This is a genomic window from Pseudoalteromonas sp. TAB23 (assembly GCF_000498075.1).
Taxonomy (GTDB): Bacteria; Pseudomonadota; Gammaproteobacteria; order Enterobacterales; family Alteromonadaceae; genus Pseudoalteromonas; species Pseudoalteromonas arctica.
Genome location: NZ_AUTP01000189.1, coordinates 1 through 12,546, shown reverse-complemented (window position 1 = coordinate 12,546; position 12,546 = coordinate 1). Strand labels below are relative to the sequence as shown.

The 12,546-nt window shown below is 37.7% G+C and carries 13 protein-coding genes; 6 read left to right on the top strand and 7 right to left on the bottom strand.

Going from position 1 to position 12,546, the window contains the following annotated elements:
* Positions 1-31: 31 nt before the first annotated feature.
* Positions 32-1,200, bottom strand: a protein-coding gene (locus tag L654_RS0109335) for an IS3 family transposase (protein WP_139016089.1) whose coding sequence is annotated in 2 segments (ribosomal slippage) — positions 32-924 and positions 924-1,200 — 1,170 coding nt in all. Because the reading frame shifts where the segments join, the coding sequence is not laid out codon by codon here.
* Positions 1,201-1,512: 312 nt separating this feature from the next.
* On the opposite strand from L654_RS0109335, the gene L654_RS1000000128220 reads away from it, so the two are divergent.
* Both L654_RS1000000128220 and L654_RS0109320 read left to right on the top strand, forming a co-directional pair.
* The gene (locus tag L654_RS1000000128220) at positions 1,513-1,827 is read left to right on the top strand and encodes a hypothetical protein (protein WP_024607876.1); all 315 of its coding nucleotides are present in this window, start codon (positions 1,513-1,515) and stop codon (positions 1,825-1,827) included.
* 249 nt (positions 1,828-2,076) lie between these two features.
* Complete coding sequence (locus L654_RS0109320; protein ID WP_024607875.1) at positions 2,077-2,520, top strand: hypothetical protein; 444 nt, start codon at positions 2,077-2,079, stop codon at positions 2,518-2,520.
* Positions 2,521-2,775: 255 nt separating this feature from the next.
* Here the strand turns inward: L654_RS0109320 and L654_RS0109315 are convergent, their stop codons facing one another.
* Positions 2,776-3,378, bottom strand: coding sequence for a hypothetical protein (locus L654_RS0109315; RefSeq protein ID WP_024589400.1), 603 nt, complete (start codon positions 3,376-3,378; stop codon positions 2,776-2,778).
* 153 nt (positions 3,379-3,531) lie between these two features.
* Here L654_RS0109315 and L654_RS0109310 point away from each other — a divergent pair, with 153 nt between their 5' ends.
* Together L654_RS0109310 and L654_RS0109305 are read left to right on the top strand one after the other, a co-directional pair.
* A complete protein-coding gene (locus tag L654_RS0109310; RefSeq protein WP_024607874.1) occupies positions 3,532-4,509 on the top strand; it encodes a transposase in 978 nt (325 codons plus the stop codon).
* A 268-nt stretch (positions 4,510-4,777) separates the two neighbouring features.
* On the top strand, positions 4,778-5,263 hold the full coding sequence (locus tag L654_RS0109305; RefSeq protein WP_139016095.1) for a hypothetical protein: 486 nt from the start codon (positions 4,778-4,780) through the stop codon (positions 5,261-5,263).
* A 217-nt stretch (positions 5,264-5,480) separates the two neighbouring features.
* Here L654_RS0109305 and L654_RS0109300 read toward each other — a convergent pair whose 3' ends face one another.
* The 5 genes from L654_RS0109300 to L654_RS0109280 form a co-directional block, all read right to left on the bottom strand.
* Complete coding sequence (locus L654_RS0109300) at positions 5,481-6,083, bottom strand: hypothetical protein (RefSeq protein WP_024607872.1); 603 nt, start codon at positions 6,081-6,083, stop codon at positions 5,481-5,483.
* Positions 6,084-6,435: 352 nt separating this feature from the next.
* The gene (locus L654_RS0109295; RefSeq protein ID WP_024607871.1) at positions 6,436-7,137 is read right to left on the bottom strand and encodes a metal-dependent hydrolase; all 702 of its coding nucleotides are present in this window, start codon (positions 7,135-7,137) and stop codon (positions 6,436-6,438) included.
* Between the two features lie 162 nt (positions 7,138-7,299).
* Entirely contained in the window at positions 7,300-8,928 is a 1,629-nt protein-coding gene (locus L654_RS0109290) for a sensor domain-containing diguanylate cyclase (RefSeq protein WP_024607870.1), read from the bottom strand.
* The gene (locus L654_RS0109285; protein ID WP_024607869.1) at positions 8,915-9,361 is read right to left on the bottom strand and encodes a hypothetical protein; all 447 of its coding nucleotides are present in this window, start codon (positions 9,359-9,361) and stop codon (positions 8,915-8,917) included. Before L654_RS0109285 ends, L654_RS0109290 begins: the two co-directional genes overlap by 14 nt.
* A 2-nt stretch (positions 9,362-9,363) precedes the next feature.
* Positions 9,364-10,626 (bottom strand): hypothetical protein, encoded by a 1,263-nt coding sequence (locus L654_RS0109280; protein ID WP_029753557.1) that lies wholly within the window; start codon positions 10,624-10,626, stop codon positions 9,364-9,366.
* A gap of 377 nt (positions 10,627-11,003) precedes the next feature.
* Here L654_RS0109280 and L654_RS0109275 point away from each other — a divergent pair, with 377 nt between their 5' ends.
* Positions 11,004-11,816, top strand: a complete 813-nt coding sequence (locus L654_RS0109275; RefSeq protein ID WP_024607867.1) for an ATP-binding cassette domain-containing protein — start codon at positions 11,004-11,006, stop codon at positions 11,814-11,816.
* Positions 11,816-12,546 (top strand): ABC transporter permease subunit (locus tag L654_RS0109270; protein ID WP_024607866.1); only part of this gene is annotated, 731 nt, incomplete at its 3' end. The genes L654_RS0109275 and L654_RS0109270, both read left to right, overlap by 1 nt.

Here is a 12,546-nt window from a genome sequence, read left to right as displayed (position 1 = left end):
TGACGTGGTCAACTAAATTCAGTCACCCTAGTTAAGAAACCATATCTAATGTTTCGGTTCGTTCTTCAAAGTCATTTGGGCTTTGATAATTTAAGTACGAATGTAAGCGACGACTGTTGTACCACATGCAGATGTAATTCATTACATCCTGTTGAGCTTCATAACGCGTTGGGTAATTTTTCCAATGCACGCGCTCTTGCTTCAAACTACCGAAGAAGCTTTCTGCAACAGCATTATCCCAGCAACAACCTTTCTTACTCATGCTACCAATGAAGTCGTTTGACTTGAGCAATCTACGATATTGATGGCTTGCATATTGAACCCCTTGATCTGAATGGATAATCAACCCTGCTTTGGGTTGGCGTTGCCACATCGCCATAGTCAGTGCGTCACAGACAAGCTGCGCTTTCATTCGTGAGCCCATGCTCCAACCAACGACTTTACGCGAATATAAATCAATCACTACCGCCAGATATAACCAACCTTCTGCAGTCCAAACATAAGTGATATCTTGTACCCAAGCTTGATCAGCGGCTTCAACGTTGAAGTTTTGCTCAAGTACATTGGGATAAATAGGCTTGTTATGGTCACTATTCGTTGTTACTTTGTATTTCTTTTTATAACGCACCCAGACATTTGCCTCTTTCATTAACTGTGCTGTTTTGTGACGGCTCACCGGAAAACCGAGTGCATTTAAGACTTTCTGAATACGCCTTTCACCGTAAGTATTATCACTGAAGTGCGCTATGTCCTTGACCCAATCAATCATTTCTTGATGTGTTGGATCCTCTGATTTAGTTGAATATCGCTTTTGATAACTATAGTAATTGTTACTTTTTACACCCAGTATTCGGCACATTACCGCCACAGGCCAGGTCTTCTTGTATTGGGTTATGAACGAGTATTTCACTTCGTTTCTTTGGCAAAGAAGACCGTCGCTTTTTTTAATATTTCACGCTCCATTTCTAGGCGTTTCACTTGCGCTTTTAGCTCTCTGATCTCTTCTTGCTCAGGGGTCAAATTACCATTCCCTCTAAAAGCCTGCCCATCATCATTTTCAGCTTCTTTTATCCACCGACCAAGCATGTTGGGATTTACCCCTAAATTTCTAGAGGCTTCTGCTTGAGAGTAGTTTTGCTCAACAACTAATGCGATGGCATCAAGTTTAAATTCTTTGGAATACTTTTTACGTTTTGTCATTATCGATCTCCAGTTAAGTTGATTATCTCTTAACTGGGGTAGTCGAATCCATTAAACCACGTCAATATATCCACATGTCCATATTGTGGCTTAAACGAAACCGTACATCTCGACCATTACTTACCTAAGAGTCAATTCTCTGAATACTCGTTGTACACTAACAACTTGATTCCGTGTTGTTATAAATGCAATTCAACTTATAAAAAAACAGGCTACGAGGAAGGGGGATCAAGAGTCTATTTTCATCCATACATTGATAGAATCAATAACCATCAAGTTTTAAGGCTTTCAATTCGTTGGCTTGGGGGGGAGATGTTGCTTAACTATGGGATTAACCAATCGTCTGGATTGGATTCGAGTACGACTCTAGTATTGAAAAAACACTTCAAACACTTACAACTTGGCAAGCGTTATTTAAAGTATGCTAGTGCTTATTTGTCTGAAATGAAACCAAGATTTGATGAAGATTATGGTTCGAGTGCAAGCTCCGTGAATTTAAAAATAGCTCTTGAATCAAAGTATAGAGATGCATTGTCTGAATTTGGTCAAAATCACTGGAAAACCTCATTGCTATATAACTTAAAAGATAATGATGAATTTTGCGAGGGCGGTTTTCTCAGCCTATGAAATATGTATAACAACACGCCCTGAAAAATTAACAGTGACGCCCATCTTAAATTTTGCTCTTTTTAAAATTTAGGACTACGTTTTAGTTAGTGCGAAAAACGAGTAGATTGTCTTATGGCAATTGCAAGAAAGCGTCAAGTAAGTTTGGTTGATACAAAATACTATCACTGTATTTCACAATTAATAAGACACCCATCTTAAATTTCAGCTTAGTCAGCAGTGCAGAGCAAGTTTTCGGAGTATTAAAAAATGGACTTTGTTATATGCTTAATTTTATTTTTATTGTTCTATATTTTAGTCAATTATATCCAAAGCATTATTGGGTATTACCCTAAACTAGCTAGAGAATATAAAACGGATTTAATTATTTCTGATTCCTCACTTTTAAAATTAAGCAGTATGTACTTTACGAATGTGGCAGATATTTCTCGTGAGAAAAACAGTGAATATCGGACTTGGCTAAATATTAAATCATTTCAGCAAGGTATATTTATAAGCCAAAAACGGATGTTGATTCTACTATTTCCCAAGAGTTTTTTAATACCATGGGGGCAAATTAGTTTAATAAAAGAAAAAACTAATTTTCTTAAAAATCAATATCTTTATAAAGTCGAATGTAAAAAAGAACCTGTTTATATCATTACGAAATTCGATTTATTAAAAAGCGTAAGTAACAAGAATTTACGAGAATAAATGAAGTCAAATCTTGACTTCACACACCAAAGCTTAACTGAGTTAAATCGCTTTGATATAAGCCATTATCCTCTTTAAAAGCGAAGCGCCTCATATCCTCTTTGTGAATTAGTCCTTAGATTACTAAGAGGGAACAAACTAGGAATGCGCTGAGCGTATACTTTAAACGTAAAACATCGGCGAATTAGCATCTCTAATACACGCCGATGTTTATAACTTATTTAAGTAAGCACATTACTTGTAAGGTATTAAGCCTTAGTCTTGTTTACGGTTAAGGCTTATTAAACATATAGCTAAAAGTAACGTTGCAATCATGCCTGAAGCGCCAGCAACAGCTGATGGTAGAAATCCATCACGGCCAAAGGTGATTAAAATACCATTGGCAAGGATTGCAACTCCGCCTGCTAAGGCTGTAAGGCCGCCAATTGCTTTGCCACCTTTAGCGATAAAAGATAGTCCAAAAACAACTGCTGCTAATCCCAATAATAATTTAGCTGCGTAGTAAATCATGAATGACAAAGAAACCACGCCACCAATTAAAGGTTGTGCGCCTTCTACAGTGCCCGCTACTTTCCCAAATGTAGAAAACAAAGTAAGGCCAATACTCACTTGTACTATGTTAAGTATTGCGCTAAACGCGATTGCCGACCAGCCTAGTTGTGAATTTTTTGCTTGCACCATAGCTGTGCCTGCAAAGGCAACTAGTAAAGTAAATACCAGTGCTTCTAGCCCCCAAGCTACCTGCCTTGAAAAACTAATTTCTGCACTGTAAAGGACAGAATAAATAGCCTGTGATATCGCCAATACCAATAATAAAGATGCTGTAATTAGCATGGTGCGTTTATTCGTAAATTCCATTATGGGTCTCTTATAATTTTATATTTAATGCTTTAAAAAGCTGTAACAGATTTGAATAAATCACAAATTAACAGTGACACCCATCCTAAATTTTGCTCTTTTCAAAATTTAGGACTACGTTTTAGTTAGTGCAAAAAACGAGCAGGGTGTCTTATGGCAATTGCAAGAAAGCGTCAAGTAAGTTTGGTTGATACAAAATACTATCACTGTATTTCACGTTGTGTTCGTCGTGCATTTTTATGTGGAGAAGACAGTTTTACTGGTCAATCTTACGAGCATCGACGAGGCTGGGTTGAAGATAAGCTGCTTGAATTAGCGAAGGTATTTTGTATTGATGTTTGTGCTTATGCTGTTATGAGTAATCACACTCATTTAGTCCTGTATGTAGGTGATAATCAAGCAAACAGACTGAATGATAAAGCGATTATTATCCGTTGGCATAAACTCTGTAAAGGAACATTGTTAACGCAGAAATATGTTCGAGGTGAGAAGTTAAGTAAAGTTGAGCTCATCTTTTTCAACCAAACGGTTAAACAATACCGCGAACGCTTATCAAGTATCAGCTGGTTTATGCGGCTCTTAAATGAAGACATTGCGCGCAGAGCAAATAAAGAAGATAACTGCACTGGTAGGTTCTGGGAGGGCCGATTCAAATCGCAAGCATTACTAGATGAAGCAGCACTTGCAGCGTGTATGGCCTATGTGGATTTAAATCCAATTAGAGCTAAAATGGCTAATACACCAGAAGAGTCAGACCATACCAGCGTACAAAAGCGCTTAACATGTGTGGCGGCAGAAGGTAAACAGCCTAAACAGTTACTACGTTTTGCAGGCATGCCACGTCAGATTATGCCTAAAGGGCTGCCGTTTGAGATTAAATCGTATCTTGAACTTGTTGAGCTAACAGGGCGAATAATACGAGAGGATAAGCGTGGGCATATTGATAATATGAACCTTCCTTTGTTAGAAAGGCTTAATATATCCCCAGAGAACTGGCTAAAACTGACTACGCAATTTACGCGCGTATTTCATGGTGCAGTAGGCAGACCCACTTCACAAGCAAGTTACTGTGAAAATTTAAAGCGTAAACGGCGATCAAATATTAGCAATTGCGAAAAGCTACTCGCATAAAACTTAAGCTACTCAGTAAAACTATTCAGTAATAAATCACAACTGCATTATGCTGTTATTTTCATGCGTGTAATTTAGCTTTAATAGGGCTAATTACTTATTTAACGGATGAAATAAAGTGACCCACTCATAAAAGATAAATTTTGAACTTGAAGAGCGAATTTTTTGGTATAGTTTTGTTTGTTCAATTAAAGTGGCTGTCTAGTTTAGTCGTAGTTTAATCGGTGGTTGATTTAGTCGTGTCAAAGTTGAGACATTTTAAGTGCATATGATGGAAATTTACTACGAAACAACAATAAGCTTTAATTGCATTGAGTTTTTGCCATATGTGCTTTTTCTAGTTATCAGTTTAATCTTTATTGGGAAGCTCAAAAAATTATACGATTTATATATTAAACGTTTTTTTAAGTTTAATTTCTTTGTCTTATTTTTTATATTTATTATTTACAACCTTGCTTCTACAGCTTCTTTATATTCAAAAATGCAATATATAGCTAAAATAAAATCGCTTGAGCAGAGAGTTGTAACAGGCGAAATTGAAAAATTAGTAGAAAAAGAAGGAGCAAGTCGAACACAGAGTTTTTCAGTGTCAGGAGTATTTTTTAAATATAATAACTATCAAACTGCGCCATATTTTTTTGCAAATCGGAAATATAACGATAAGGCTATTTTTGATGGAGGTTATGTTGAAATACATTATATCCAAGATAACGGCAATAATTATATCACCAAGTTATTTATAGAAAATGATTGAGAATTTACACCCAAAGGGATCGTCGACCCATTTAAGTTTTGATTTAAGCTATTATCTCCTCTAAAAGCGCAGCGCCTCATAGCCTCTTTGTGAATTAGTCTTAAAAAATAAGACAGCTGACACCTCTAAACGTAAAACATCGGCGAATTAGCACTCTAATACACGCCGATGTTTAAACATTATTTAACTTAATACCTTACTAATAAGGTATTAAGCCTTAGTCTTGTTTACGGTTAAGACTAATCAAACATATTACTAATAGTAACGTTGCAATCATGCCTGAGGCGCCAGCAACAGCTGATGGCAGAAATCCATCACGGCCAAAGATGATTAATATAGCATTGGCAAGCATTGCAACTCCGCCTGCTAAGGCAGTAAGCCCTCCAATTGCTTTGCCACCTTTAGCGATAAAAGACAGGCCAAAAACAAGAGCTGCTAATCCTAATAATAATTTAGCTGCGTAGTAAATCATGAATGACAAAGAAACCACGCCACCAATTAAAGGTTGTGCGCCTTCTACGGCACCCGCTACTTTTCCAAATGTAGAAAACAAAGTAAGGCCAATGCTTACCTGCACTATGTTAAGAATCGCGCTAAATGTTATAGCCGACCATCCTAGTTGAGCGTTTTGTGCTTGCACCATAGCAGAACCCGCAAAGGCAACAAGTAGAGTGAAAACTACGGCTTCTAGTCCCCATGCATACTGCCTTGAAAAACTAATTTCTGCACTGTAAAGGGCAGTAAAAACGGCCTGTGTTATCGCCAATACCAACAATAAAGATGCCGTAATTAGCATGGTGCGTTTATTCGTAAATTCCATTATGTACCTCTTATAATTTTATATTTAATGTTTTTAAAAGCTGTAATAGCTCTCATACTTGGGTAGAAGACAGGTAAAGCTATTTAATTATTTCACTCAAACCTACAAAAGTAATAATTAATAACAAATAGGATCAAGCTACGGATTTTGATTAAAACTTAAATCGACAAAGTCGCTGTTATTCAAGCCATTTATGCCTCTAAAAACGCAGGGTCTCACACTCTCTTTATGAATTAACTTTAGATTACTAAGAGGGCATTTTACACGTATTCTAGCAATGGACATAAGTGACTTTGTAAAAGCCACTTATTGTAGTCGGGCAATGCTGTAAAAGAGCTTAAAACCTACTTTGTTAAGATAGAAATATAAAGTGAGACCAATCACTTAACGCTGTGATAGTTTGTTCTGTAGGGGGCGCAACATAGATTAAACCTGCAATGGCAATAATTGAAGATAGCGTAATTAGTTTATTATCGAAGTCAGCTATTTTTAAAGCGGTGCCAAAAGAGCGTTTAATTCTGACATTGCTTAAATCTACACTGTAAATTTCATCAAGCAATAAATGAATTAATCCGCCTAATAAAATAAACCCACCCGTTAACCAGGCAAAGACAGCTGCTTGTGTGGTTGATTGGTCATTCAGTTTCCATGTTACTTGAGTCGTTAATAGCGCGCATAACAGTATAAATAGTAAAGAGTGGCAACTACCTCTATGTACTGTGATCCATTCAAAAATGGGTCTAATAATATATTTCATAAACCCGTACACCAATAACGGCACTACGATTAACTCGATAAAGCTAATTTCAATAATGAGCTCGGTGGTTATGTAATGCAGTACCAGTAATACAGCGCTGAGTGCAAATAAGTTAAAAATAGTATCGAGTGATGTTGAGTTATCTGAATCTATATCTGGTAATAAGCCGCCGATTGAGCCTAAAAACCATAACCAGAGTGCGCCCTTTAATTCAATATGTCCTGCAGATAATAAGGTGGCTGAGGCTAAGCCTGTGATGATTACGGCAGTATTAAGATGAGTATTGAAGTTTGCCATTGTATCTCTTGATGGGAAAAAGTAGGGCATTCTATCAATTGAAAAGTTTATTGTTCAATCTTCTTTAAAAATTGGGCTTAAATAACCTTGGCTCTGCTTATAAATCACTCTCTAGTAGCCATTTTTAGTGCTAACTGCGTTGAAAGAGCTCAATTAACCATCTTACTTTTTAAACTCGTCATAAAATGCAATTTGCCCTCGACCTGTTTCTTTTACGTGGTAGAGCATTTTGTCACCATTGATCATTAATTCGAGTAGTTCATCACCATCATTAGGGCCTACTGCAATACCAATGCTTGCACCCACGGTGCATGTTTTATTTTGTGAAATATAAATGTCTTGTTGTAGCTCATTTAGCAAAGCGATTGATTGCTCACGCGTGGCTGCTTTGTTGTAGGTATTAACCTGCCTTGCAACAATAAACTCGTCACCGCCTAGGCGGATGCATATGTCGGTTTCTTGGTTAAAGTGCTTTTTAAATCGGTGTGCTATTTCAATAAGTACTTTATCACCGGCTTCGTGGCCGTAGGTGTCGTTAATGGGTTTAAACTTATCTAAATCAATCATCATTAGTACTAGGTGCTGATTGTGTTTAATGCACTCGCGCAGCACTTTTTTAAGGCGTTTTTCACCGGCTCGGCGATTAAGTAGGTCGGTAAGTGGGTCGTGATCGGCTTCAAAGCGGGTTTGAAATTCGCGTTCAGCGCGCTCAGTTACATCATGTAAAATTACTTCAACTAAGTGTTCTTGTTGAACGCTTCGCTTTGTTTCACGTTGCTCTGTTAGTCTTACAAATAAGCAGTGCAACCAAATGGTTTTATATCCCACTTTACACTCTATATCTAGGGTTGCTTGTGGTGGGTTTTTATCACAACGAATATCTGCAAGTAGGCTTTGTAATTCATCAACGTTATTTAACAGAGCAGGAAAGTGCAAGGTTGATAACTCTTCTTCGCCGGGTACGGTAAAGTAATGTTTAAACGCGAGATTAAAGGTGGTGATAATATTTTTGTCATCTAATAAACAAATACCGGCGCTGGCTTGTTCAAAAATAAGTCTAAATTTAGCTTCTAGTTCTTGAGTTTTTTTACGAAGGGATTGCTCATTACTAATGGTTAGCTTTAACTCATGCATTAAGGCATTTATACCTTGCGTTAGCCTGCTTATTTCGTCTCGCTTACCTTGCTTAAACTCTAGCATTGTCATGGTTTCGGGATTGGTAGGATCAATTGTCGCAAAGCTGTCTGTTAGGTTTTGAATAGGCTGAGTGAGCCATTTGCGTACAACCAGCGACACAAAAAAAGCGATGACGATTGATTGAATAAGCATTAAAATAAATTCTTTTATAAGTGATGACTGTGCTTGTTGTTCAATAAAGTTATCGTCGGGGTATATGGCGAGTACACCTATAAAGGAGCCTTCTATAAAGGGGTGAATTAATTTAATTAAAACAGCTTCATTTTTTTTGTTAGTAGAGCCACTTGCAATAAATAAATCCATTTCTCCTTTTGGGTTTACTTCTCCTTCTAAGCTTGCGCCTTGCACTAAGTCGTTACTTAGTAAGCCATTAATAATTTCTTGGCTTAATTCACGATCGTTTAGGTAGGCTGCTATAGCGGCTGTTTTCCCCATTGTTTGTGCTAACTGCTGCACGAGTAGGTAATTGGTATTTTTCTTTTCTTTAAGACCCGAGTAATAAGAAAGTGTTGACGATACTAATGTAACTACAATGGCGACAATTGCGATTGATAGAGCAACGCGTACGTAGAGTGCTTGGCTAATTTTTATCAAATGTGTATACCACTTTTACTGCGTCTGTAACTTGCGATTGAGGAATATAACCAATTGCAAATTGTGATGCAGCTATTTTGTTTAACGCATCTTCAACGGATGTTGACGGTGATGGGGGCTTTGCGCGCCCTGAAAATAATAACCTTGCCCAATAAGCATTAATTTTTTGCTCATTTTTATTGACCAGTTTCAGGTAAAAATCATTTTTTAATGTTGATTGCGCCGGTAAATCAAGTGGCTTAGAGGTTTCACCATCAGGAAACGTTAAATAGCGACCCATATAAATATCAATAACTTCGCGTTTAGATAAAGCGTTAATTGTATTGTTTTTATTTACCACCACTACAAACTCTGTAGATTTGGCATTAACACTAACAAGCAGCAGGCAAAGCGGCAGCAACACATAAAGGAGTACGTTACGATAGCTTATCATTGTTAAAACACCATACTAGCGTTCAAACTTAGCATATGTACTTTGTGGCCTTTGTCGACATCGGCAGGATTACTAAGACTCCATAAACCCGCGCCTTCGGGCTTTATATCAAAGCGGTCTAGTTGTGCTTTTAGCGCTAATCGCTCCGACAGTTGCCATTTTACACCTATATTAATTGAATGCTGATGAACATAAGGCACCTTAATAGCAGCTTGTGTTGCAAGTGCTAGCTGTTGTATTGGCTCTGAAATTTGATCGGGTATGCCTGGTGAAAAAACAGGTTCGTTTACTTGTATAACATCGTGACGATTTTTTGCTGCTGAAAAGCTCGTGTAAAATATTGCATTGTTTACCCTATAACCAGCGCTAATATAAGTATTGAGTACTGATGGAGCTATTATCCAATCGGATTCCGAAATACCTACTTCAGATTGAATAAGCCAATTATTATGATCGTAGGTTAGTCCAAACGCCGCGTATTCTATACTGTGGCCTTTGGTATTAAATTTGTTAGATATCGTTTGTGCTTGTGGCCATATACTTTGTGGTACTGCGTCTAGTAAGGCTAAAAACTCATCCAATGAGGTTAGCGTATAGTCACCAAAATCAGATTTAGATAAAGAGAAACGTGCGGTCCATGCATCTAGAGAATAGGTGGCACTAAAGGTGGTTAAATTATCAAAATCAATAAAAAAGTCGTCATTATAGGCTTTTAACTTTGCTGTAGAGCTTCCATATGCGAGCTTTAAACGTAAAAAACCTTCATCAATGGCTTTACTGTATTCAATATCCACACCGTCGTAATTTCCTGCAATGTTTGCAAAAGAGTAGTATTCATGAGGAGGGCGGATCCACAAATAGGCGTATCCTACATAAGGATATTCGGAGAGTAAGTAAAGGTCGCTGTTTAGCCTGCCAGCACGAATAGCCCAATGGCGTGAGGGGCGGTAACGTACAAAAGCGAGTTCTAAAAAGTTATCAAGACTTTTGAAGCTATGATCTTGTACTACTACTTGAACCACAGAGTCCCAATTTTTTGAGAGCGATATATTAGCTTGCCCACCTAAAATTGAATCACGCGTTGCTGAAAAGCCTGTATCGTTTTCGTTTAAATAATTAGATGCAAAGGCGATATCTGAATCGTCAGTGTAACTGAGTGTTAAAGATGCAAAACCACTAAATTGCACGTCTACTTCATTTGCATCGCTTTTATTAGCAGCAGAAATTACCAATATGGCTATGGCAATTGTACCTCGGAACAACATGTTAGCGCTTATTTTTATGATATGGATAATAAAAAGATAGCACATTTTTTAAAATTACCAACTTACCCAACATAAGATTTTACCAAAGGCGTTAGCATGGTAAAGCTAAAAAAATTACACTCTTTATGCTTGGTTTTTAATTTACGTTAAATTGTAAATAAACACACATAACACCATCATAAATTCCACTTAAAAGTGGCTATTTAAGTTGCTTTAATTTTTACCTCCTAAAGTAATAATTTATTAACTAAGTAACCTATTAACTAAGTAACCGTAATTATCTTATTTGTTAATTATTGGGATGTTATATTGTTGCAATTGTCATTTGATATAGTATAACATTCACACCATCTAATTTTCCTAAATAGAGTTTGAGTGTGACAACACCTACCGCGATTAATAAAACACCAACAATTGCCCCTAAAACTTTTGATAAACAACTTAGCAATGCAGAAGCCGACCTGAGTGATGCGATGATTGAAGTGAGTTCTTTAAATTTTAGTATTAAAAATAAAGCTATTTTAAAAAACTTAAGCTTTAGTGTGGCTGCAGGTGAGGTTTATGCGCTACTTGGCGGTAATGGTGCGGGTAAATCAACCACGTTAAAAACGTTACTTGGGTTTAATAAACCAACCGAAGGCTCTGTAAAAGTAGCGGGTAAAGAGGTGAGTAAAGCGCTTGATTTTGTGCGAGGTAAAACAGCGTATTTGCCAGAGTCGGCTACGTTATATCCGCATTTAACAGCTCGTGAAAATGTTGAATATTTTTTATCACTCGCTGATATTAAAAAATCAGATGAGCAAATTAACGCGGCTTTTAATCGTGTTGCACTGCAACGCGATGCGTGGGATCGCCACATGCAAACTTATTCAAAAGGCATGAGGCAAAAAACAGCAATTGCACTTGCGATACTGCGTGAAGCACCCATTTTTTTACTTGATGAGCCAACCTCTGGTCTTGATCCTGTTGCTATTGATGAATTTAATCAACTTGTACGAGAGCTTGCATTAACGGGTGCGACCATTTTAATGGTTACCCACGATGTATACGGTGCCTGTCAAGTTGCTAATCGAATTGGTTTACTTAAAAACGGTGAGCTGGTGGGAGAGTTTGATGCGCCCCAAAGTGGGCGTATTGATACCGAGCAAGTACACGCTGCGTTTGGGCATCACGCTAAAAGAGGTGCTTAATGAGTATAAATAACTTTTCAAAGGTGGTGATTGTTGCCAAAGATGAGTGGCGTTATTGGCTTCGCTCAAAATTAGCAATGACCGTGCTTGCTATAGGCTTAGTGCTCACGCTTGCTTCGGTAATTGTAACGGCTATTACCATGATGGAGCTAAGCCATGCTCGTCATGAGTTACAAACAACAAGCGATAAGAGCTTTGTTGATCAACCCGACCGCCATCCACACAGAATGGTGCATTACGGGCATTATGCATTTAGAACGCCTTCGCCACTTAGTACGCTAGACCCTGGTATTGACGCTTATACAGGCAACTCTATATTTTTAGAAGGGCACAGACAAAACAGCGCAATGTTTGCAGATAGTCGCCAAGGGACTGCATTAACTAAATTAGGCAGTTTAACGCCTGCATTTATTGTGCAAACACTCGCACCTTTATTATTAATATTAATTGGCTACAGCGGTATTAGCCGAGAGCGCGAATCGCAAACGCTTTCTTATTTGTTATCGCAAGGTACATCGGGTGTAACGCTAATTGCAGGTAAAGGATTGGCGCTACTTTCTGTTGTAGGCTTAATTTTAACTCCGCTTACGGTATCGGCTTTATTTACGGTTGCTGCGGGCGAAAGCTTACTGGCAGTTGTAAGTTTTGTTGTTGGCTACGCTTTATATTTAACTGTGTGGGTATTACTAATTTTACTGGCATCGAGCGTGTTTAGTAAAAACAGTGGCAG

What these genes read in the sequence shown, in the direction of transcription:
- L654_RS1000000128220 (WP_024607876.1), top strand. Translation starts at nt 1,513, where the DNA reads ATGTTGCTTAACTATGGGATTAACCAATCGTCTGGATTGGATTCGAGT.
- L654_RS0109320 (WP_024607875.1), top strand. Translation starts at nt 2,077, where the DNA reads ATGGACTTTGTTATATGCTTAATTTTATTTTTATTGTTCTATATTTTA.
- L654_RS0109315 (WP_024589400.1), bottom strand. Translation starts at nt 3,378, where the DNA reads ATGGAATTTACGAATAAACGCACCATGCTAATTACAGCATCTTTATTA.
- L654_RS0109310 (WP_024607874.1), top strand. Translation starts at nt 3,532, where the DNA reads ATGGCAATTGCAAGAAAGCGTCAAGTAAGTTTGGTTGATACAAAATAC.
- L654_RS0109305 (WP_139016095.1), top strand. Translation starts at nt 4,778, where the DNA reads ATGATGGAAATTTACTACGAAACAACAATAAGCTTTAATTGCATTGAG.
- L654_RS0109300 (WP_024607872.1), bottom strand. Translation starts at nt 6,083, where the DNA reads ATGGAATTTACGAATAAACGCACCATGCTAATTACGGCATCTTTATTG.
- L654_RS0109295 (WP_024607871.1), bottom strand. Translation starts at nt 7,137, where the DNA reads ATGGCAAACTTCAATACTCATCTTAATACTGCCGTAATCATCACAGGC.
- L654_RS0109285 (WP_024607869.1), bottom strand. Translation starts at nt 9,361, where the DNA reads ATGATAAGCTATCGTAACGTACTCCTTTATGTGTTGCTGCCGCTTTGC.
- L654_RS0109280 (WP_029753557.1), bottom strand. Translation starts at nt 10,626, where the DNA reads ATGTTGTTCCGAGGTACAATTGCCATAGCCATATTGGTAATTTCTGCT.